Origin of the sequence: Rhizobium sp. SL42 (assembly GCF_021729845.1) — a bacterium.
Classification (GTDB): domain Bacteria; phylum Pseudomonadota; class Alphaproteobacteria; order Rhizobiales; family Rhizobiaceae; genus Allorhizobium.
This window is the reverse complement of sequence record NZ_CP063397.1, coordinates 2,713,788-2,735,692: the sequence shown is the minus strand read 5'-3', so window position 1 is coordinate 2,735,692 and position 21,905 is coordinate 2,713,788. Positions and strand designations below refer to the sequence as shown.

17 protein-coding genes, 1 pseudogene and 1 other annotated feature are annotated in these 21,905 nt (G+C 60.1%); of the genes and pseudogenes, 11 read left to right on the top strand and 7 right to left on the bottom strand.

The genetic code is table 11. From position 1 onward, the window contains the following. Positions 1–88 precede the first annotated feature (88 nt). A pseudogene (locus tag IM739_RS12950) lies at positions 89–1,140 on the top strand (transposase). After that, positions 370–465: a sequence feature (AL1L pseudoknot), on the top strand. It overlaps the preceding pseudogene by 96 nt. A 1-nt stretch (position 1,141) precedes the next feature. Here the strand turns inward: IM739_RS12950 and IM739_RS12945 are convergent. Then, positions 1,142–1,408, bottom strand: coding sequence for a hypothetical protein (locus IM739_RS12945; RefSeq protein ID WP_237368134.1), 267 nt, complete (start codon positions 1,406–1,408; stop codon positions 1,142–1,144). A 121-nt stretch (positions 1,409–1,529) separates the two neighbouring features. Between IM739_RS12945 and dusA the strand changes: the two genes are divergently transcribed. Continuing rightward, entirely contained in the window at positions 1,530–2,582 is a 1,053-nt protein-coding gene (dusA, locus tag IM739_RS12940) for a tRNA dihydrouridine(20/20a) synthase DusA (RefSeq protein ID WP_272911313.1), read from the top strand. Between the two features lie 174 nt (positions 2,583–2,756). Here dusA and IM739_RS12935 read toward each other — a convergent pair whose 3' ends face one another. Next, positions 2,757–2,969, bottom strand: coding sequence for a cold-shock protein (locus IM739_RS12935; protein ID WP_007607318.1), 213 nt, complete (start codon positions 2,967–2,969; stop codon positions 2,757–2,759). A 435-nt stretch (positions 2,970–3,404) separates the two neighbouring features. Between IM739_RS12935 and IM739_RS12930 the strand changes: the two genes are divergently transcribed. After that, positions 3,405–4,025, top strand: a complete 621-nt coding sequence (locus IM739_RS12930; RefSeq protein WP_237371063.1) for a J domain-containing protein — start codon at positions 3,405–3,407, stop codon at positions 4,023–4,025. Between the two features lie 65 nt (positions 4,026–4,090). Here IM739_RS12930 and IM739_RS12925 read toward each other — a convergent pair whose 3' ends face one another. Further along, positions 4,091–4,669 (bottom strand): hypothetical protein, encoded by a 579-nt coding sequence (locus tag IM739_RS12925; protein ID WP_237368133.1) that lies wholly within the window; start codon positions 4,667–4,669, stop codon positions 4,091–4,093. A gap of 829 nt (positions 4,670–5,498) precedes the next feature. On the opposite strand from IM739_RS12925, the gene IM739_RS12920 reads away from it, so the two are divergent. Continuing rightward, entirely contained in the window at positions 5,499–7,838 is a 2,340-nt protein-coding gene (locus IM739_RS12920; protein ID WP_237368132.1) for an NACHT domain-containing protein, read from the top strand. 306 nt (positions 7,839–8,144) lie between these two features. Then, positions 8,145–8,456: a putative quinol monooxygenase gene (locus tag IM739_RS12915; RefSeq protein WP_237368131.1), complete on the top strand. Its 312-nt coding sequence runs from the start codon at positions 8,145–8,147 to the stop codon at positions 8,454–8,456. Positions 8,457–8,604: 148 nt separating this feature from the next. Here IM739_RS12915 and uvrB read toward each other — a convergent pair whose 3' ends face one another. The 3 genes from uvrB to IM739_RS12900 all read right to left on the bottom strand — a co-directional run bounded on the left by uvrB (position 8,605) and on the right by IM739_RS12900 (position 14,807). After that, complete coding sequence (gene uvrB, locus IM739_RS12910) at positions 8,605–11,688, bottom strand: excinuclease ABC subunit UvrB (protein WP_237368130.1); 3,084 nt, start codon at positions 11,686–11,688, stop codon at positions 8,605–8,607. A 112-nt stretch (positions 11,689–11,800) separates the two neighbouring features. Continuing rightward, positions 11,801–12,700 carry an HNH endonuclease gene (locus IM739_RS12905; RefSeq protein ID WP_237368129.1) on the bottom strand — a complete coding sequence of 300 codons (900 nt, stop codon included), beginning with the start codon at positions 12,698–12,700 and terminating at the stop codon, positions 11,801–11,803. Positions 12,701–12,827: 127 nt separating this feature from the next. Continuing rightward, positions 12,828–14,807, bottom strand: coding sequence for a putative bifunctional diguanylate cyclase/phosphodiesterase (locus IM739_RS12900; protein WP_237368128.1), 1,980 nt, complete (start codon positions 14,805–14,807; stop codon positions 12,828–12,830). Between the two features lie 399 nt (positions 14,808–15,206). Here IM739_RS12900 and IM739_RS12895 point away from each other — a divergent pair, with 399 nt between their 5' ends. Then, the gene (locus IM739_RS12895) at positions 15,207–15,557 is read left to right on the top strand and encodes a DMT family protein (protein ID WP_237368127.1); all 351 of its coding nucleotides are present in this window, start codon (positions 15,207–15,209) and stop codon (positions 15,555–15,557) included. Between the two features lie 114 nt (positions 15,558–15,671). Here IM739_RS12895 and IM739_RS12890 read toward each other — a convergent pair whose 3' ends face one another. Next, positions 15,672–16,058: an acyl-CoA thioesterase gene (locus tag IM739_RS12890; RefSeq protein ID WP_237368126.1), complete on the bottom strand. Its 387-nt coding sequence runs from the start codon at positions 16,056–16,058 to the stop codon at positions 15,672–15,674. 475 nt (positions 16,059–16,533) lie between these two features. Here IM739_RS12890 and IM739_RS12885 point away from each other — a divergent pair, with 475 nt between their 5' ends. The 5 genes from IM739_RS12885 (at position 16,534) to IM739_RS12865 (ending at position 21,869) form a co-directional block, all read left to right on the top strand. Continuing rightward, on the top strand, positions 16,534–18,342 hold the full coding sequence (locus tag IM739_RS12885) for a methyl-accepting chemotaxis protein (protein WP_237368125.1): 1,809 nt from the start codon (positions 16,534–16,536) through the stop codon (positions 18,340–18,342). 222 nt (positions 18,343–18,564) lie between these two features. After that, positions 18,565–19,359, top strand: a complete 795-nt coding sequence (locus IM739_RS12880) for a hypothetical protein (RefSeq protein ID WP_237368124.1) — start codon at positions 18,565–18,567, stop codon at positions 19,357–19,359. Between the two features lie 134 nt (positions 19,360–19,493). Beyond that, positions 19,494–20,315 carry a sulfite exporter TauE/SafE family protein gene (locus tag IM739_RS12875; protein WP_237368123.1) on the top strand — a complete coding sequence of 274 codons (822 nt, stop codon included), beginning with the start codon at positions 19,494–19,496 and terminating at the stop codon, positions 20,313–20,315. A gap of 121 nt (positions 20,316–20,436) precedes the next feature. Beyond that, entirely contained in the window at positions 20,437–21,351 is a 915-nt protein-coding gene (locus IM739_RS12870) for a DMT family transporter (RefSeq protein WP_237368122.1), read from the top strand. Positions 21,352–21,488: 137 nt separating this feature from the next. Further along, entirely contained in the window at positions 21,489–21,869 is a 381-nt protein-coding gene (locus tag IM739_RS12865) for a DUF930 domain-containing protein (RefSeq protein WP_237368121.1), read from the top strand. Positions 21,870–21,905 lie beyond the last annotated feature (36 nt).

The window sequence follows — 21,905 nt, the reverse complement described above, 5'->3', positions numbered from 1 at the left end:
GGTAAGGCGCTCATCGGAAATATGGTCTATGGCTCTGAACCGCCCCGGGTTTGCCGGAGGCTCCAACTTCTAAGAAAGTGGAGCCATCCTGAGCAAGACAACGAACCAGTTTTCACCTGAAGTCCGCAGTAGTGCCTTCCGTATGGTGCTGGACCATGAAGCCGAGCATTCTTCACGCTGGGCTGCCGTTTCATCTATCGCTGCCAAGATTGGCTGCTCGCCAGGCACCCTACATGGGTGGATCAAGAAGACCGAGGTCGATAGTGGTAAACGAGCAGGCCTGCCGAGTGATGTCGCCGAGAAGATGAAGCCTTTTGAGCGGGAGAACCGCGAGCTTCGTCACGCCAACGAAATTCTGCGCAAAGCTTCGGCCTATTTCGCCATGGCGGAGCTCGACCGCCCCTTCAAGCGATAATTTCGTTCATCGACGAACACTGTGGTATGTTCGGGGTCGATCCGCGCCCGCAGCGATATCGGCCTGAAGATCGAGATGCGTCGCGTCTTTGAACAGAACTTCTACGTCTATGCCGTTAGCAAGGTCTTGCGGCAATTGAAGCCTGAAGGCTTCAATGTTGCCCGATGCAGTGTTGCCAGGCTTATGAGCTCGATGAGCCTGCAAGGCATCACTCGGGGAAAGCAGATCCGCACGACGTTCTCGGACAAGACGGCTCCGAGCCCGCTTGATCGCGTGAATCGCCAGTTCAAAGCCCCAGCACCAAACAGGCTGTGGGTTTCGGATTTTACCTATGTCGCCACTTGGCAGGGCTTCGTCTACGTGGCCTTCGTGCTTGACGTCACGACCACGGCGGCGGCCTCGTGCGTCACTCAGATAGGGGCGCCCATTACGTTTCCATTCGCTATTCCGAGCGGTTGGCAGAAGCCGGAATCGAGCCTTCCGTTGGAAGCGTCTGCGACAGTTACGACAACGCCCTCGCCGAAACGATCAACGGTCTCTACAATGCCGAGGTCATCCATCGGCGTGGACCGGGGAAGAGATTCGAGACAGTGGAATTCGCCACGCTTGAATGGGTCGACTGGTTCATCCACCGACGGATTCTCGAGCGGATTGGGAATATACCGCCAGCCGAAGCTGAAGGGCGATATTGCGCCATGCTGGACGAACAGCCATGGGCCGCATAACTTAAACGAAATGGCCTCCGGCAAACCCGGGTGGTTCAATGTAGCGGTCGATGACTTTGGCTAACGTCGTCGGATCATCATTTTTAGATTTCGCCACTGCCCCTGGTTTGGAGAGTTCCCGTTCGCGTTTTGAAATCCAGGCTGCGGCCGCAGGGCGTCTGTCAAAGGTCTTGGTCTCGTGATAAGTCACGCCATCCTGCATCACCCGCACTCGCGCCCGGTAAACGGCGCTGCCATCCTTGCGCTTGCGCGCGCTAATCGTGCCCATGATTGGCTCGTAATTTGGTCCACGGAATAGTGCAGTTGTTCCATTGGACCAAATCCAGTACCAAAATCGGCGGAAATAATGGCGACCGAAAGCAAACTAAACGATGAAGAAAGTCTTTTAAGTGACTGTTAAGCAAGAGAACGTCAATGGTTTCAACGCTCCCGTCTTTGCCGTTGCACCGATGATCGACTGGACGGATCGGCATTGTCGCTATTTCCTGCGGCAGCTGAGCCGTCAGGCGTTGCTGTATACCGAGATGGTGGTGGCAGATGCGATCATTCATGGGCCGCGCGAGCGGCTCCTGGCGTTTCATCGCGACGAGCATCCGGTCGCGCTGCAGCTTGGCGGTTCGGATCCGGGCAAGCTTGCCGAGGCGGTGAGGATTGCGGCGGATTACGGTTATGACGAGATCAACCTGAATGTCGGCTGTCCGTCGGACCGGGTGCAGTCGGGCACGTTCGGTGCCTGCCTGATGCGCGATCCGCAGACGGTGGAGGCCTGCGTCGCGGCGATGAAGGCGGCGGCTTCGGTGCCGGTGACGGTGAAATGCCGGATCGGGGTCGACGAGCAGGAGCCGGCCGAGGTGCTGCCGGATTTTATCGCCCGGATGGTCGGGGCGGGGGCGGATGCTATCTGGATCCATGCCCGCAAGGCCTGGCTGCAGGGGCTGAGCCCGAAGGAGAACCGCGATATTCCGCCGCTCGACTATGATCTCGTGCATCGGATGAAGCGGGAGAACCCGGATGTCTTCCTCGGCATCAATGGCGGGATCACCACGCTTGCCGAGGCGAAGGCGCATCTTGAGGTGATGGACGGCGTCATGCTCGGGCGGGCGAGCTATCACAATTCGACATTGCTGACCGGGGTCGACCAGCTGATCTACGGCGCGCCGGAGCGGGATTTTGACTGGGCGGCTCTGTGCGCGACGATGATCGCCTATGCCGAGCAGGTCATCGCCGACGGCGGGCGGCTCAATCATGTCACTCGGCACATGTTCGGGCTGTTCCAGGGCTATGCCGGGGCGAGGCGGTTCCGGCAGATCCTGTCGTCCGAGGCGACCAAGCCGGGGATTTCGCCGATGCTGATCGCCGAGGCCTTTGCCGCGGTCGATATTGCCGGCGGACCGAAAGTGCAGCCGGGTCCGGTTACCGAGACGGTGCGGGCGGCGGAATAGGGTCTATCGCCTCGCCAGACATTCCTAGCCTTACACATCCCCAGACCGGCACATCACGAACAAAAAAACGGCGCCCGGTGAGGCGCCGCTGGTTCCTCGTGCCCAGGGGGACAAGGATAATGCGAAAATGTGGCGCGCGTCAGGCGGGCGCCTTCATCAAGCATGCGGGTGACCTTAGTCAGCCTGGATGTTGACTGCCTTCGGGCCCTTGCCCATGCGATCCGGCTCGGTGTCGAAGGTGACCTGCTGGCCGTCCTTCAGGGTCTGCAGGCCGGACGCCTGGAGAGCCGAGATGTGGACGAAGACGTCTTTCGCGCCGCCGTCCGGGGTGATGAAGCCGAAGCCCTTGTCCTGGTTGAAGAATTTAACGATGCCCTTGGTGGCCATGGGAGGTTTTCCTTTTCCCGTGTTGCGGTATCCTCCGCGCCCGGCGAGACCGGAGGCGGACAAGTTAAGTCCCGGCAGGCGGGACCGTCGAGTGGTCGCGATAACGGGGAAAGAACGTCTACCAGCGGGAGGAGGCCCCCAGGGACCGCATGACGCGGTCAGAACAATCGGTCCAGTCTCCGGGATCATTAGTGCCCGAACAGCCATAGAGGTAGGGACATTTTTTCCGAAAGGCAAGGGCCAAAAATGAACGGGTCCTTTCCGTATGCCCTGCAAACGGCTGATATCCTTGATCATTGGCAAGGCGTCCGCGCCGGCCGGAGGCTGCGCCGGCGGCCGTTGCTTGTGCAGGCGGCGGGGGAAAGCCCGGGCTTTAGTCTTGAAGCCGCCCGCGGTCCGGGTTAGGGGAAGGGCGGCTGGGAGCGAGGTGCAATGATGGCGAAAACGGGTGCCACGGTGATCGATCCCTATGACATTCTCGGCGTGGCGCGCGATGCCGACGAGGCGGCGATCAAGGCCGCCTACCGCAAGGTGGCGAAGAGCGCGCATCCCGACGGCGGCGGCGATACCGCGCGCTTTGCAACGATCAGCGCCTGCTACGAGCTGCTGAAGGACCCGGTGCGCCGGCGCGTCTATGACGATACCGGATATGATCCGCAACTGGCCGAGCCGACCGACCTCAAGGGCCTTATGGTGCTGGAAACGCTGGTCAATGACATGATCCTCGACGAGCGCGAGCCGGGCAGTTTCGATCCCGTCGCCGGCCTGCGCCGCAAGCTCACCGACGATATATTGAAAGCCCGCTTCCACATTCTCGAACTGGAGCGGCACCGCGCCCGGGTGCGCAAGCACATGGACCGGATCGGCCGCAGGCCGGAGGCTGATGTGCTCGGCTCGATGCTGCGGGCGCGGGCCACCTCGATCTCCGAGGCGATCAAGAACAGCGAGACGCAGATCGCCGCGATCGAGCGGGCCTATACGATGCTGGAAGGCTATTCCTACGAGATGGAACCGGCGCCGGTGAATGCCGAGGAACTGCCGAAGGCGGCGGAGTAGCCGGCGCGCCGATAGCTGGGCCCATTTCCGGGCCAATTTCCGGATTGGGGGCAGGGTGGTCGGCATCATGGCCCGGCTCGCTCAGGTGCGGGCGCCGGACGTTTTTTCCTCGACGGTTTCTGCATTGCCGCCCTGTCGCTCGGCCAGTCGGGATCGGAGCGCGCCCAGGCGCGCACCCGGGCGCCATGCACCGGATGCCGAAAGCCGAAGGCGAGATTGAGCAGGATCACGTCGAGCCGGCGCCGGCCGACGGCGTCTTCATTCTGATCCGCCGACTCCTGCTGCAAAGGCCCTTGCTCCACTGGCCCTTGCTGCACTGGCCAGGGATCGGGATCCCGGCCGAGCTTATCGCGGGCGCCGGCCGCAAGCCGGTGAAATTCGGAGCGCGTGGTGGCGCGATCGGCCTCGGACAGGACGGCGAGGCAACGCGGCCAGGCGGGCTGTCCGCTGCTGGCGGTGCACCGGTGCCGGCGGTGGCAGGCGCGCACCCGGCAGGCGTCGAGCTTGAACACCAGCTTGACCAGGGTGCGGAAGATCACGTCGTCGGCGGGTGCCGAGGTCGGATCGGCGGATGTCGGCCTGGCTGCCGAACTGGCTGCCAAACTGGCGGATGATGGGGGGAGGTTGGTCTTGCGCTCGGTCATCCTGGGTCTCCTGAACAGCGCTGGTGAAAGGGAAGGGCGGAAAAAAGGTCGCGCTTCGCCGCCGGTCGGATCGAACTCCTCCGGGGATGGTGGCAGTTTCGGACAGGGCGCCGGTAGCAGCCTCTGTAAGTTTAGTATGTGGCTCCTTCCGGCGCCCCGTTCGGCGATTTTTGCCGGTTGCATGCGTCTCTCTGGCAAGGCGGCTCTGGCCGGCGAAACTTGACGTTTCACCGTCAACCGGGCTGGGGTCCCAAACGTCTCGTTGAGACGTCCTGGCCGGGTGCCCGGGAGGTTTCAGGTTCTCGGCGGATGTGCGCACATCCCGACCTGACCCTCGCCCGGGGAGCCTTGGCATGTTCGCCGCCGCTCCCGCCGTCTTTGTCACCGCACCCGTTGACCGGATCCGGCGCCTTGTTTGTGTGCCGCTGAGGCACGTCCGATGGCCGTTGGGATCGAGGTTGGCTCAAACCATCCGAGGTTTTTGCCATCCACCATCCCGCCACCGGAGGGAGACCGTTGCATCCGGCCCGGAGGGTCTGGCCAGCGACAGCCGCGCCCTCCGGCGCCGGTTCCGCTTCGCCGGGCTCGCAACACCCGGTGTATCCGAAAGCGGAATGGGGGGATTATCGCACGGCTCAAAACAAGGGGGATGAAAGTGAGTGCGTTTTGTTGAAAACGTTGAGGGATTTGGAAAAGTCATCCCCCTTTGAGTGGGGGGAGCCGCTTTCCCTGTCGAGTTTTAGAAGTTCTTCAAACAGCGCCTTCTTCATTCTTAAAAAATGTATATCCTAAGGTTGAATATGATTCAGATCGCACCAAAGAGTTCTCAATGACAAAATTATCCGGCTCGGAACTTCGAGATTCAGTCGCTAGCATTCTTCGATTGACACATCCTTTAGTCGAGACGGAGAAGAGACTCGTCGCAACGACGGCCGACGTCTACTTCGAAGAAGTATCTCACCAAAAATTTATTAGAAAATTTGCAGTAGAGGCAAAGGATTGGTCCTCTCCACTTAGTTCCAAAAAAATTGCAGATATCTACAATTTGTACCAACCCTCTATCGCATCTGGTGAAATTGATAGCCTTTGGATTATTGGAAAAAAAGAACTCGGCATGCAGCCCACTGATACGATCAATCGAATGTCCAATGTTGCCTATAGCACTTATGAGGAATTCGTATCATCGGCGATGAACTTCTCTCTTTACCTTGAAGATCTGAGGGCATCATTTGAGACAACGGACGCCAGTGCGAATTTTATCACATCGACAGTTCGGGGAACCGGTGAAAAACTCGAGGATGCAGTAGAAAAGTGGCTTAATCGACATCAAAAACTAATGTTGATTTATGGTGGATACGGTCTCGGGAAGACCACTTTTTCCCTCTATCTCGCGTCTAAATTATCAAAATTGTATCAAAATGGCGAATTTGCACGCATACCCGTGAGGATCTCTTTGGGCGGTCTCTTCACCAAGCAGGATCTCAGAGGGTTGATATGTTCATGCCTCACGGGTTCCGAAGGCTCAGCCTCAGTTGGCAACTTCTCGTACAATCTCTTTATTCATATGGTTAGAGAAGGGTTGGTTCTGCTGATACTGGATGGGTTCGATGAAATGCGTCACGCCATGGATGTTGACGACTTCGCCTATACGTTCGAGCAAATGAGCCCGCTTTTTGAGGGAAAATCAAAGGCCATTATCCTTGGCCGTCCCGACTCGTTCTTTAGCGATGAGGAGGAAAGTCGGCTGATTGACTCACTTTTGGCTCCAATATTTGCAGACGCCAGTGACGTACACAAGGCCGAGATAGATTTCATGTCAGAGGAGCAAATAGAGGCCTACATCGAACAATTCATAAATACAAAAACACAATCTGAACGACTAAACACTATGCGTAAAATAAAAGAAAATGTAATTTCTACCGAAATCGAGGTTTTGTCTCGTCCAGTACAGCTAAAAATGTTTACTAGAGTGATGCACTCATATTCTGATGGAAAAAACAAGCTAACCAGATACTCACTTTATAACAAATTTATTGATAGCTTTGTGAAGCGAGAGGATGACAAGCCTGCTCGACAAGTGCGCATTAGCAATTTTCCGAGCGAACAATTTCCCGGCCCACGTGTAGTTTTTATGCAAAATCTAGCGTGGTGGGTCTTGATGGAAAAGCGAGAAAACCGATTTCAGCCGTCTGAGATACCGTACAATTACATACCTACTCAATTTGCTCCCAACCGCTCCCGGGATGGGGCTCTGCGTGAGGCACTTGTAGGCTCTGTGATAGAGCGCAGTAGTAGTTCGCACAGCGAAGGCACAGGACTACTAGGAAAGAAAGGTGGAAGTTATTTTTACTTCCCTCATAAGAGTTACATTGAGTTCTTGGTTGTTCAATATTTCCTGAGATTCAACTTTGATAAAGATTTGTTTTCTCAGTTTTTCAGATCAATGAATAAAGAAATGTTGTCTTTTTTGTCGGAGGCGGGAGATGAGGCGGTACCGCTTCTTCGCGCAGGTATTACTTTCGCAACAGGGTACGTCGATCGAGAAATCATCAAAATTTGCGCCAAAGACACCAACATAAATCGTGAGATATCCTCATTGAAATCGCACAATCTCACATCAGATTTGATTTACACATACTATGAGTACATGATAAATTCGGATTATGACAAGTCTACAATTTCTAACTTTATTTTCTCGTGCTTCGTTTCAGCGCAAAATTTGTCGAGAGTTTCTAGCTCGGTTAATCTCATCAGGCATTTTATTGACCATTTTGGCGAAACTGCCATCTTTAGGAAGATGGTAGTGCACGTTATTACCAGCATCGGCTTCGAAAAGATGGCGGTACTGGCGCGTTCCGACAGTGTTATTAGTGTTTACAACCTTGACGCCGCATCAGCGAAGTACATATTTTTCGCGAAGTACTTCGTTTGTGATGGGTTAAACATTTCATGTTCCACATCTAATTTCGCAAGTTTTTCTCAAAAAATAGCCGAAGGAAAACTATATGTTCCCGGATATGACGCAGAAAAAAGTAAAAACAGAAGATTAACTGTGACGATTTTGGATTGTGAATTTGGTGACCCGCGATACCCGGTCATTCTACAAAATTGCTCTGCCGCCGAGCGAAAGCTTTTCCTTTATGGCGATGCTGAACGATTGCTGGGTTAAGTTTTCAATTTAACGCATGACGATACAGACCATATGCGGGCTCTCTGGGCCGACGGGCCATTGCTGCTGTCGCATGTGGTGATCGACAGTGTGATCTCCGACCAGGTGCAGCATATCGACGAGCGGTTTGATTGAGGGGGGCGGCTTTGGCTTGTGTTCGGCCATTTGGGGTGGCCCCCTCATCCGCCCTTCGGGCACCTTCTCCCTCGGGGGGAGAAGGAAGTCACCGTCTGGGGCGGCAGTCTTGCATATCACCCACACTCGGCCGACACTTCACCCCTAAGCCAAAAACCTCGGGAGGATACCATGAAATGCATCATCGGTTTCTTTACCACCAAGCCCGGACAGCGCGACGCCTATCTGCGGGCGGCGCAGGATCATCTGGAGAAGAGCCGGCTTGATCCGGACTGTCTCTATATCGAGCTTGTGCCGATGCCCGAGCATCCGGACCGGATTTTGCTGGCCGAGGCGTTCACCAGCGAAGAGGCGCATCGGCGGCATGAGGATACCGAGCATATGCGGGCGCTCTGGGCCGTCGGGCCGCGGCTGCTGTCGCATGTGGTGATCGACAATGTGATCTCCGACCAGGTGCAGCATATTGATGAGCGGTTTGATTGAGGGGGTGGCTTTGGCTGGCGCCCCCTCATCCGCCCTTCGGGCACCGCCGGCCCTTCGCATAGCTCAGGGCGTTCGACACTGCAATCGATTCACTGGATCGATTGCTTCGCTTCGCGAACCGTGTCTCACCCTCCGGGGGAGAAGGAAGTCAGCGGCCGGGTCTCCCGGTCTTGCCCTTGGTGCGTTTCTGTCGCTTGACGTCGCCGGCGTCCTCGTAGGAACCGGCGCCGGATTTGGCGCGGATGATCGGGCGGGGGTCGGTTGGGGTGGTTGGCCCCCTCACCATAGGGGGGATGGCCCCCTCATCCGCCCTTCGGGCACCTTCTCCCTCACGGGGAGAAGGGGGAGCCGCCGGCTTTTGCGGGATCTTGCCGGGCATCGGTTTTTCGGTACGGCCGACGGTCATTTCGTCGAGGGTGTTCTTGCGGAACAGCGGCGTCGCCGTATCGGTGCCCGGGCCCATGTCGTCAAGGGTGGGTTTGGCGAAGTAGCTGCCCTTGCCCTCCGGTGAGCCGGATTTGTTGCGGCCTGACGTCGAGATGCGGGGTTGGCTGTCGCCTGCGTTGTCGGTGGGTCCTCGGGTCAAGCCCGAGGATGACGCCGGAGAGGCTGCGGATGGAGACGGAGAGCTGGGTGCGGATCCTTTTCCATTGCCTCTCGCGCCTTCCGCATTTTTCGCCTCTTGTCTGGCCATCGGGTCGTCCATGGCGGCGAGTTCGGCGGCCTTGAGGCGTTTGATTTCGTCGCGCAGGCGGGCGGCCTTTTCGAAGTCGAGGTCGGCGGCGGCGTCGCGCATGGATTTTTCGAGCGCGTTGAGATGGGCCTGGAGGTTGTTGCCGACGAGGTGGCCGCCATCGGCAAAGCCCTTGCCGCCCACGGCGCCGGAAATGTCGGGGCGGACATGGTCGCGCTCGTAGACGGAATCGAGGATGTCGGAGATCTTTGCCTTGACCGATTCCGGCGTGATGCCGTGTTCGAGATTGTAGGCCATCTGCTTTTCGCGGCGGCGGCTGGTCTCGTCCATCGCCCGCTGCATCGAGCCGGTGATCTGGTCGGCATAGAGGATGACCTTGCCGTCGACGTTACGCGCCGCGCGGCCGATGGTCTGAATGAGCGAGGTTTCCGAGCGCAAGAAACCTTCCTTGTCGGCGTCGAGGATGGCGACGAAGCCGCATTCGGGAATGTCGAGGCCTTCGCGCAACAGGTTGATGCCGACCAGAACGTCGAAAGCACCGAGACGAAGATCGCGCAGGATCTCGATGCGCTCCAGCGTGTCGATGTCGGAATGCATGTAGCGGACGCGCACGCCATGTTCATGCAGGTATTCGGTCAGGTCCTCGGCCATGCGCTTGGTCAGGACGGTGACCAGGGTGCGATAACCCTTCAGCGCGGTTTCCTTGATCTCGCCGAGCACGTCGTCGACCTGGGTCTTGGCCGAGCGGACCTCGACCGGCGGGTCGATCAGGCCGGTCGGGCGGATGACCTGTTCGGCAAAGACGCCGCCGGACTGTTCCATTTCCCAATTGCCGGGCGTGGCCGAGACGGCGACCGTCGGCGGGCGCATGGCGTCCCATTCCTCGAAACGCAGCGGCCGGTTGTCCATGCAGGAGGGCAGGCGGAAGCCGTATTCGGCCAGCGTCGCCTTGCGCCTGAAGTCGCCGCGATACATGCCGCCGATCTGAGACACCGAGACATGGCTTTCGTCGATGAACAACAGCGCATTGTCGGGGATATATTCGAACAGGGTCGGCGGCGGCTCGCCGGGCTGGCGGCCGGTGAGATAACGCGAATAGTTCTCGATGCCGGCGCAGGAACCGGTGGCTTCGAGCATTTCGACATCGTAGCGGGTGCGCTGTTCGAGGCGCTGGGCTTCGAGGAGGCGGCCGGCCTTTTCCAGTTCGGCAAGGCGCGCCTTGAGTTCTTCCTTGATCGACTTGATCGCGCCGTTCAGGGCCGGGCGCGGCGTGACATAGTGGCTGTTGGCATAGATCTTCACCGACTTCATCTCGCCGGTCTTTTGACCGGTCAGCGGGTCGAATTCGGTGATCGCGTCGATCTCGTCGCCGAACATCGAGATGCGCCAGGCGGCATCCTCAAGGTGGGCCGGGAAGATTTCGATCGTGTCGCCGCGCACCCGAAAGGAGCCGCGGATGAAATTGATCTCCTGGCGCTTGTATTGCTGGGCGACGAGGTCGGCGAGCAGCTGGCGCTGGTCGATGCGGTCGCCGACCGACATCTGGAAGGTCATGGCGGTGTAGGTCTCGACCGAGCCGATACCATAGATGCAGGAGACGGAGGCGACGATGATGCAGTCGTCGCGCTCGAGGATGGCGCGGGTGGCGGCATGGCGCATGCGGTCGATCTGTTCGTTGATCGACGATTCCTTCTCGATGAAGGTGTCGGAACGCGGCACATAGGCTTCCGGCTGGTAGTAGTCGTAATAGGAGACGAAATATTCGACCGCGTTGTCGGGAAAGAAGTGCTTGAACTCCGAATAGAGCTGGGCCGCCAGCGTCTTGTTCGGCGCGAGAATGACGGCCGGGCGCTGGGTGGCCTCGATCACCTTGGCCATGGTGAAGGTCTTGCCGGAGCCGGTGACGCCGAGCAGGACCTGCGAGCGCTCGCCGGACTGGATGCCCTCGACGAGGTCGGCGATCGCGGTCGGCTGGTCGCCGGCGGGTTCATAGTCGGAGACCATGCGGATGGCGATGCCGCCTTCCGACTTGTCCGGCCGGGCCGGGCGGTGCGGCGTCCAGATCTTGCCGTCCTTGAACAGCGGATTGCCGCTCTCGATCAACGAGGACAAAGCCTCGACGGTGGCGGTGACGGCGCCGGGGGCGAGGCTTTCGGCTTCTTCCAGCGAGACATCCATGCCGGCGACCGGATTGAGGCCGGCAGCCGCCCGGGTCTTCGGATCGGAGGAGGCGCCGACGGACACGCCGCGCGACGTGGTGGTCGCGGTGGTGTTTTTCGCGGTGGTTGATTTCTGCGCCTTGTCCAGCGCCACCTTCTCGGCGTGCTTGCGCGCCTCGATCTCGATTTTCTTGCGATGCTTGCCGGCCTTGGAGGCGAGTTCGCGCTGGCTCTCGACGCCGGCCGCCTCGGCTTCGGCCTCGAGCTGTCTCACCCAATCGGAGACGGAGCCCGAGAGGGGCTCGCCTTCAAACGCGGTTTGCGGAGCTTCCTCGAAACCGGGCTTCGAAGGGGCGGAGGATTTGGGTGTCTTGGCCATGGGCGGAATATGGCGAAGCGGCGGACGAAAAGGAAGGGCCGGCGGCGAATAATCCGGAACAAAAGCGCAACGGGATCGGGCTCAACTGACAGGGTGGTGGCAGGAGGAGGTGCTATTGCTTGAAGATGTTGTCGCGATGCCAGGCCATGTAGGCTGGATGCGGCCGGTGGCGCGGCTCGGCGGGAACCTTGGCGATCAGATCGCGGGCGAGCATATGCGAGATATCCTCGTTCAAATGGCGCGACTGCAGGATCTTGTAGTCATCCGCAATCGACAACAATCCGCGATCGAACATCCAGTGAACCGTGCCGGACAGGGCAAGACCGTTCTGGATCGAGTCGTTGCCGCCACGCTCGACAGGCACGATATGGGCCGCTTCGACTTCCGGGCGTCCGCCGCCATTGATCAGACGCAGGCCGGTGAAGGCGCAGGTGCGGTCATAGACCTGACGGATGTGCTGTTTGAACTTGGCGTCGCGAAAAGGTCGGTTGATGGTCTGCTGGAGTATTGCCCGCTCAATCGGCTCGAACAGGAACGGGGTCTGGGCGGCTTCGTCGACTTCCAGGCGTGGCAGGTCGATGGCTTGGGCATCGGTCCGTGCCGGCCATTCGTCGGGCTCAGACAAGCCGGCCTGAACGATCGCGGCAAACTCGCGGTCGTCAATGATGCGGACGGCCTGGACACTTCGTCCGGGATTGATTGTTCCATCGGGGCGAACGAGTTGCTTCTCGAACCCGCCTCGCTCGACATAGTCAACCGGCCTGTCGAAATCCAAATAGTCATCGAGCAACGCGTAGAAGTGTCCCGTTCTTAGCGGATCGGGTGACACGCGGTTTATCCTAGCCATGCCGGAATAATATCGGCTTTTCAGGCCGGGCAGTGGGCCGTAGTAGATGATCCAGTCGCCGACGGCTTGTGAGACACGGGAAAGATAGGTCTTGGGGAAATGATAGCGTCCGGGCGCATCGTCATAGATGCTTCCAGCCTTATGATAAAAGATCGCCTTGGCCATGTTGCCCCCGAGTCATACGGCTGTAGTTTTAGGCGAGGACCGCAGCAAGTGGCAACAACCTTAAGCCGCAACCTGAGCTTGGCGACACTTCATGCCCGGAGCACAGCGTAGGCCCGGATCAACCCGCTCAAGTTCCGGCCACAGAGAGGTGGCTGGCCTTGCGCTTCAGCGGCGTCTTGTTCTGGTGTTCGATGATCCAGTCCTCGAGCTGCTTGACCGGCATCGGGCGGGCGAAGAGGTAGCCTTGCGCGGTTGTACAGCCGAGACGGGCGAGGATGGCGGCATCCTCGGCTGTTTCGACGCCCTCGATGATGATGTCGAGCGAAAGCGATTCGCCGAGGCTGACCAGGGCGCTGATCAGTTTCTGGTTGGTTTCGAAGCGGGCGACGTCGCAGGCGAAGCTGCGGTCGATCTTCAACCGGTCGATCTTCAGGCTGATCAGATAGGCCAGCGAGGAATGGCCCATGCCGAAATCATCGACAGCCAGCTTGTAGCCGGCTGTTTCGAGGCGCTTCAATTGTTCGCCGGCAATTTCCGGATCGAGGATCGCCTCTTCGGTGATCTCGATCTCGATCAGGCTGGGATCGACGCCATGTTCCCCGGTCACCCGTTCGAGCATGTCGGCGACCGAATACAGGGCAAATTCGCGCGGCGAGACATTGAGTGCCACCGTCACGCCCTTGATGCCGAGTTCCGGCAGGCGCTTGCTGAGCAGGCAGACATCGGCGGCGATGCGTGCCGTGAGGCGATCGGACAGATGCACCACGCCTGCGGCCGTAACGATTTCAGGTGGCGAGACAAAGCCGAGCTGCGGATGCTGCCAGCGCACCAGGGCTTCAAAACCGGCGATGTCGCGGGTGGCCAAGTTGATCTGCGGCTGAAACCAGGCGGTTACCGCGCCGGATTCGATCGCCTTTTCCAGGTCCTGCTCGATGATGCGCTGGCGCTCGGCGTCCCGCTTGAGGTCGGGATTGAACTCACGCATCTGGCGACGACCGAGGCGCTTGGCATCGTACAGCGCCATGTCGGCGCAGGCGAGCAGTTCCTCGGCATTGGCGCCGTGATCGGGATAGGCGGCAAGGCCGATGCTGAGGCCGATGACCGAATTTGTCGCGCCGCAGCGGATGGCCGCCCGGCTGGCCAGCAGGAGCCGGTTGGCATGGTTGCGGGCGCGCTCCATGGCGCGTTCGCCGGTGACTACAACGGCGAATTCATCGCCGCCGAGGCGGGCAATCAGGCTACCGTCGGTGATCGTATCGCGCAGCCGGTTGCCGATATCGCAAAGAAGCGTGTCCCCGGCGCTGTGGCCAAGCGTGTCGTTGATCGACTTGAACCGGTCGACGTCGATGATCAACAGCACAACCTGCTCGTTGACGACCACGGCGCGGGCAATATCGCCGCTCAGGTGGCCATTGAAGAACATGCGGTTGGCGAGGCCCGTCAGCGTGTCGCGATTGGCCAGCGCCTCAAGCCGGGTATTCTGGCGCAGGATGTCATTGTTGGCGCGGGTGAGACTGTCGGCAAGCGCGGTCGCCTCCAACCGGGCAAGCTGGTTGCTGACAAACATCCGTTCGGTCCACAGGCTGCGGCGCACGAAAACGTAGATCAGCATCGTCAGGCAGCCGGCGAGCAGATATTCCGGCCATTCGCCGATCCGGACGAGGCTGAAGATGATCGAGCAGAGGATCGGCATCGAGAAGACCAGGGCCTGCGGCGTGTAGCCGATCTGCTTCACGACCGAGCCTGCCGCCATTCCACCGAGCAGGATCACCAGCGCCGCATCATGGGCGAGCGGGGCAAAGTCACTGACGAGAAAGGGAAGGGCCGCCCAGCACATACCGGAGGTCGCCGCACCGAGCGACATCACGAACAGGGCGGATTTCGGCTTCTGCGCGGCGATCTGCTGTTTGCGCAGGAAGTTCACCGAGATTCGGCGCAACACTAGGATGGACAGGCCAAGGGCGAGCCAAATCAGGGATGGGAGTTGCAGTCCGTGGTTGAAGGTAAGGATGCTGAGGGCGACAAAGAGATTGATCCCGTTCATGGCCAGTGTCGAAGCATGGCCTTCGATGATGTCATCGACCTGCGCCTGCATCACTGCAGGCATGAAATGGGCGCCTCGATTTCGAAACAATGACATAAAAAACGTCCGCGCTTAATCGCAATAAATACTCAATAACATGAGCCACTTAACGGCCCGTTACATGACTAGGCATGCATTTTAGTAGAAATCGTCCCTCAGTTTTCAGGCAATATGAGTACTCTGATCCAAGGTTGAGATTTGCACGTGTCGCGAGCATGCCGCCGCGGCCGACCTCGGACACCGACCAAGCAGCATCAATCGCCTTGGTTGCAAAGGCGTCATCGCGGCAAAAGCAATCCGCGCCGCTTACAAACACGGTCGGCGCTGCTAAAAAGGCGGAAGCGCCAATTGCGGATTCGCGAGGCTGCGCTATCTGCCTTGCAGCAACCGCTGAATTTTCATTTTCTCTTTGTGGACCTCACCATGCCAAGCTTCTCCCCGGCCGCGCTCTGGCCCATCGTGCTGCTGTCGCTTTCGAATGTCTTCATGACCTTTGCCTGGTACGGGCATCTGAAATACAAGAATTCCGCACTGTTCATGGCGATTCTGGTCAGCTGGGGGATCGCCTTCTTCGAATATTGCCTGGCGGTTCCGGCCAATCGCATCGGCTCGCAGATCTATTCCGCGGCGCAATTGAAGACGATGCAGGAAGTCATCACCCTGATCGTGTTTGCCGGTTTCTCAGTATTCTGGCTGAAGGAAGCGCTGACCATCAATCACGTGATCGGCTTCATCCTGATTGCCGCCGGCGCAGCCTTCGTCTTCAAGGGCTAACGGCGGCGCGACATGCCGGCAGACGCGGTCCGGGCTAAGGGTGGTCGAGACCGCCTTCAGACGGACTGTGCTGCCGGCGGTCATGCTATAATCTGCGGACAACCCGGCAGCGGTTCAGACCGGCGGGACGGGTGTCGGCTTGCCGTCGCTGTCGAGCGCGACCATGACAAATGTCGCGGCCGTGACCTTTTCCATGATGTGGGTGAGATAGCGCTGGGCCCAGACCTCGACGGACAGCGTGATCGAGGTGCGGCCGACACGGGCGATATCGGTATAGACGCAGAGGGTGTCGCCGATCTTGACCGGCATGGCGAAGGCCATTTCCTGAACGGCGGCAGTGACCACGCGGCCGCTCGCCCGTTCGGCGGCACGGATACCGCAGGCAAGGTCCATCTGCGCCATCACCCAGCCGCCGAAGATATCGCCGGCGGCATTGGCATCGGCCGGCATGGCCAGCGTACGCAGCGTCAGTTCGCCAGTCGGGGTCTTGGTTTCGGTCATCGGGCACCTGAATCACGTTTCATCGGCGATCAGGCTAGCGGAGACGGTGCGGCACCGCCACAGCGAAGATGAAATCATGGGGCGTGACCTCGGTCGGGCTTTTTAAGGTTGCCGCTGGCCAGGTCCGCCGGAGATGATCTTCTGGACTACATCTTCACGCGTACCGATCTCCGTGTCATCCCGATCGGGCATGGATGAATGCTCGCTACGATCCCGGGTCTGGAAATCGATCGGAATGACAGCAATCCGGATGACGGAACAGAAAACAACGAACTGCAAGCCAAGCCTACAAATTGACTTTAGCGCGCTCCCGGCAAGACCTGATTTCATGCGCCCGCTTCGAAGCAAGGCTTCGCAGGCATCGCAAAGATTAACGGAGTCTTGCTATCTTCATTATCATTTTTGGTAGTTCGCTCTTTAGAATATAAAAAAATGACATATGCCAAGATTGCCCCAGTTAAATGTGGGGGAATTCATGAAAGCCTTTTCCTTGTCCGTCAGGCTCTATGCCCTGGTCGGCATTACGCTTGCGGTTCTGGTCGCGACGCTGACCTACAGCCTGTTCCATTCCTATGACGCGCTGACCAATGAACGGCGCGCGGGGCTGTCGGCGATCAATGACAATGCGATCGCGATCTTCAACAAGTATTACAAGATGGAGCAGGACGGCACGCTGACGCGCGCAGAAGCGCAGGAGCGGGCGAAGGAGGTCGTCGCGGCGATGCGCTACAAGCCGGACGGCTACCTGTGGATCAACGACATGGTCCCGACCATGGTCATGCATCCGATCAAGCCGGAGCTGAACGGCAAGGACCTGAGCCAGAACAAGGACCCGACCGGCAAGCACCTGTTCGTCGAATTCGTCAACACGGTGAAGGCGCACAAGCAGGGCTTCGTCGACTATATGTGGCCGAAGCCGGGCTTCGACGAGCCGGTGATGAAATTCTCGCATGTCGTCGGCTTCGAGCCCTGGGGCTGGGTCGTCGGCACCGGCGTCTATTCGGACGACCTGGCCGCGATGTTCCGCCAGACTGCGCTGCAATATGGTGCGATCATCGGCGTCAGCATCCTGGCGATCATCGCCTGCGCCTATGCCGTCGTGGCAAGCGTCGTCAAGCCGATCAACCGGCTGAAGACCGCGATGACTGATATCGCCAATGAAATGGTCGATACCGAGATTGCCGATGCCGACCGCCGCGACGAGATCGGCGGCATGGCCGGAGCGCTTCTGGTGTTGCGCGACAGCGTTCGCGACCGGATCGGCATGCGCCAGCGCGAAAGCGAGCAGCAGCACAGCCTGAACGGCGAGCGCGAGCGCAACGAAAGCCAGCTGCGCGCTGCGGCAGAACGACAGAATCATGCGATCCATTCGATCGGCTCGGCGCTGGAGCGGCTGGCCGAGGGCGACCTGACGGTGCAGATCGAGGCGCTCGGCGCCGACTATGAAAAGCTGCGGCACGATTTCAATCGCGCGGTCGATTCGCTCGGCAGCGTCATCGCATCGATCAACCAGACCAGCGATGTCGTCACCTCGAGCGCCGGCAATATCAGCGAGGCGACCAACAACCTGTCGCGGCGCACCGAGCAGCAGGCCGCCGCGCTGGAACAGACGGCAGCCGCGCTGGACGAGATCACGGCCACCGTGCGCACTGCCGCGGAGCGGGCGAACGAGGCCCGTGACATGGTGGCGGCGACCAAGAAGAGCGCCAACCGGTCCGGCGAGATCGTCCGCAATGCGGTCGACGCCATGGGCCGGATCGAAGGCTCTTCGCAGAAAATCAACCAGATCATCTCCGTCATCGACGAGATTGCCTTCCAGACCAACCTGCTGGCACTGAATGCCGGCGTCGAGGCGGCGCGTGCCGGTGAAGCCGGTCGTGGCTTTGCCGTTGTCGCCCAGGAAGTGCGCGAGCTGGCGCAGCGTTCGGCCAATGCGGCGAAGGAAATCAAGACGCTGATCAGCGCGTCTGCCGCGGAAGTCGATACCGGGGTCGGCCTGGTGCGTTCGACCGGCGAAGCGCTCGTCGAGATCGAGCAACTGGTCAACCGGGTCAACGACAGCGTCGACACGATCGCGACGGCGGCCCGAGAGCAGGCGACCGGGCTGCATGAGATCAACACCTCGGTCAATCACATGGACCAGATGACACAGCAGAATGCGGCGATGGTCGAGGAAACCTCGGCGGCCGGCCAGGCGCTGGCGGAAGAGAGCCACAACCTGCGCCAGCTGCTGTCGCGGCTGAAGATCAACCGCGACCAGGGCCGCGCACGTCGCGCAGCATGACGCGCCGTGCAGTCTGACGCCCGATGGGCATGAACGAGAGGCCGGTGGAGCGATCCGCCGGCCTTTTTCGTTGTCTTGCGCGGCGCGTTAACCATGACGGCAAAAGATGGGCGCCAGCGGTCGGGCGGTCCTAACTCGGCCTTAATGGCTGGCTTCTATCCTGTCTCGCAATGGTCCGATGTCTACCGTCTGATGTCGGCCGATTCGAGAGTGGAACCTGGTATGGCGTCTTCCTTCTCCCAAACCCGCGTGGCGCTTGCCCTCGGTGGAGCCATGGTGCTTGGCGGCTGTTCCGCGAGCGACCGGCTGCCTCCGTCCGAGATTTCAGGCGTGGCCGACGACGTGCGCGGCGAACTGGTGCTGGAGGGGCCGGTGGGCGATCGCCGCCTTGCCCGGCGCAGCGGGGCCACCGAACCGCCGATCGCCTATGCGGCGCCGATGGCAAACACCAATGGCGGCAGTGCGGCGATCGACTATCTGAACACGCCCAACCTTGCCGGCGCCGGCTCGCAATCGGGCGAGCCGCAAGCGATGGCGGCAATCGATGCATCCGGCCAGGACGGGTCCATGGCGATGGCGAGCGTGGCACCCGATCAGACGGGGGCGGAAGCGCTGGTCATTCCGGAGGGGGGCGTCAACATCGATGCCGAACTCGGCATTTCGGCCGCCGACAGCGACGGATCCAGCCCCCAGCAGGTTCAGGGTGTACAGCCGCAGATCGTCACATCGCATGGCGCCATGGCGATTGCCGAAGGCAATACCAGCCAGCCGGTGGTCGATGGCATCGGTTTCGACAATCCGACCTCGCTGAACTCCGGGCAATTGCCGCCGGTGGTGGCGGATGCGGAGATGCCGGCTGCAGAGATCTCGGGCGCAGAGATCGCGGGCGAAACCGGGCAGGGCGCCGACGACGGCATCCTGCCACTCGCCGAAGACAGCGGCACGAGCGGCATGGACAGCGCGCCAACGGTCGATTGCTCGCTCTATCTCGACAAGCGCAACTGCCCGAAGGGTTGAGGTCAACTGGCATTGTCGCGGCTGCGTACCGGATCGGCCGGCTGCGGCCTTGCGGGCAGGTGGCCGGGCGCCTAGACGGGGGATCCTAGCATTAACGCCGGTTGATCGAGACCCGCCGAACGCGCCGAGGGACCATGCCGCCACTATCGGAACTATTGATGTTTGCCGCACTGCTGGTGCTGGCCGGCGGTGTTGCCGGCCTGCTGGCCGGGGTATTCGGCATTGGCGGCGGGGCCGTGCTGGTGCCGGTGTTCTATCAGGTGTTCGGCTGGGCCGGCATCGCGCCCGAGGTCATCATGCACCTGGCGGTCGGGACCTCGACGGCGCTGATCGTGCCGACGTCGATCCGCTCGTTCCGGGCGCATCAGCTACGCGGGGCGGTGGATATCGACCTGCTCAAGGGCTGGATCGTCGCGGTGCCGCTTGGCGCGCTGCTGGCAACCGTGGTCGCGGCCTATGCATCGAGCGAAATGCTGCGGCTGATCTTTGCGGTGATCGGGCTGGTTCTGGCGGCGCGCATGCTGTTTCTCAGTAACCGCTTCCATCTCGGCACCGAACTGCCCGGCGAGCCGGTGCTTTTCCTGACCGGTGGCGTGATCGGGCTGATCTCTGGGCTGATGGGCATTGGCGGCGGCGTGCTCAACAATACGTTCATGACGCTGTTCGGCCGGCCGATCCACCAGGCGGTGGCGACCTCATCGGGGGTCGGCGTGCTGATCTCGATCCCGGCGCTGGTCGGCTATGTCTGGGCCGGCTGGGGCAGGGCGGACCTTCCGGTGTTTTCGACCGGCTATGTCAACTGGGTGGCCTTTGCGCTGATCTTTCCGACCGCCATGCTGGTCACCCCCTATGGCGCAAAATTGGCGCACCAGATGAGCAAGCGGCAGCTGGAAGTCGGGTTCGGACTGTTCCTGATCTTCGTCTCGATCCGGTTCTTCATCAGCCTCTATGGCTAATTCGACTATGGCTAAATCGATCCGGCCATGGCGCAGCGGAACGTGTTAAGCCTGCGCCTTGTAAACGTGTCAAAGACGGATAGCGGCCGAGTATAACGGTCCGATTTGGGAGGAATACATCATGAACCTGCGCGCGACCGGCACGGCCGGCAATGCGGTGCTGGCCGGCGTCCTGCTCATGCTTCTCGGCGACTTCCTGTTCTCGCTGAACGATGCGATGGGCAAATGGCTGGTTGCGAGCTTTTCCGTCGGGCAGGTCCTGGTGATGCGTTCGCTCGGATCGTTCGTGATGCTGACGCCGATGATCGCGAAACAGGGAAGCGACGGGCTCTTCAGGCTGGAGCGGCCGTCGCTGCAGGTGCTGCGCGTGGTGTTGACGACGGCGGATGTGGCGCTGTTTTACGCCGCAGTCGCCTATCTGCCGCTGGCCGACGTGATGACCTTCTACATGGCCGGCCCGATCTATGTCGCCGCGCTGTCGCATTTCTTCCTCGGCGAGACCATCGGCTGGCGTCGCTGGCTTGCGGTCGTCATCGGCTTCATCGGCGTGATTATCGCGCTGCGGCCGTCGTCGGCGATGCTATCATGGCCGGCGATCTTCGGCCTGATCGGCAGCCTGTCGTTTGCGCTGACGCTGATCCTCAGCCGGCGGCTGCGCGCGACCAGCGATGTCACGCTGGTCACCTGGCAGACGGTCGCAGCTCTCATCACGGGGGCCGTTCTCAGCATCGGCAACTGGAACTCGATGTCCGGCCTCGATCTCGTGGCGATGCTGGCACTGGGGATCGTCGCGGCCAGCGCCCATATGATGATCACCCGGTCGCTGAAGCTGGCGCCGGCGTCACTGCTGGCGCCGCTGCAATACAGCCTGCTGCTATGGGCGATCATCCTGGGTTATCTGTTCTTCGGCGACCTGCCGGACAGCCAGGTTCTCGTCGGATCGGCCGTGATCGTGCTTGCCGGCCTGTTCATTTTCCACCGGAAAAAGGTGGTGAGCGGGTTGGCACCCGACGACATTGCGCCCGACGGGCACTGAGGTCCTGTCACCAAAGGGTTTTCGCCACACGAGACCGGTCGGCTTTGCGCCTTTGCGGCGGACCTGAAGACGTCTCACCGGCAACCGGGGCGATCTCCGGCTTTATTCTGACTTTTTCAGATGCTACTGATCCGGCCATGCGAAAGACATCCAAGACTGCCATTGCCGCATTTGCATGCGCCCTCATGGTCCCGATGGTCGCACAGGCGATCGACAAGAGCACTGCGAGCCAGATCGAGAAGCTCGATCCGTCCGATCAGCTAGAACAGCGATGCGACCTGGAGGGGATGAACCGGCTGAAGGCCGACAAGGTGATTTCCTACACCTTCTCGCGCCCGAGACACACTGATGTGCATATCGATGCGGACGGCGCAGTGTTCCGTCGTGACGGCGAGTGGTATCGGTTGTCCTATGCCTGCACCACCAGCGCGGATCACCTTTCGATCGTGGCGTTCGAGATGGAGCCGGGAGCACGCATCGCCCATGAAGACTGGGACCGCTACTACCTCTATCCCTGAGCGCGACCGGTCCGAGCGCCGACAGGCGGCGCCCGG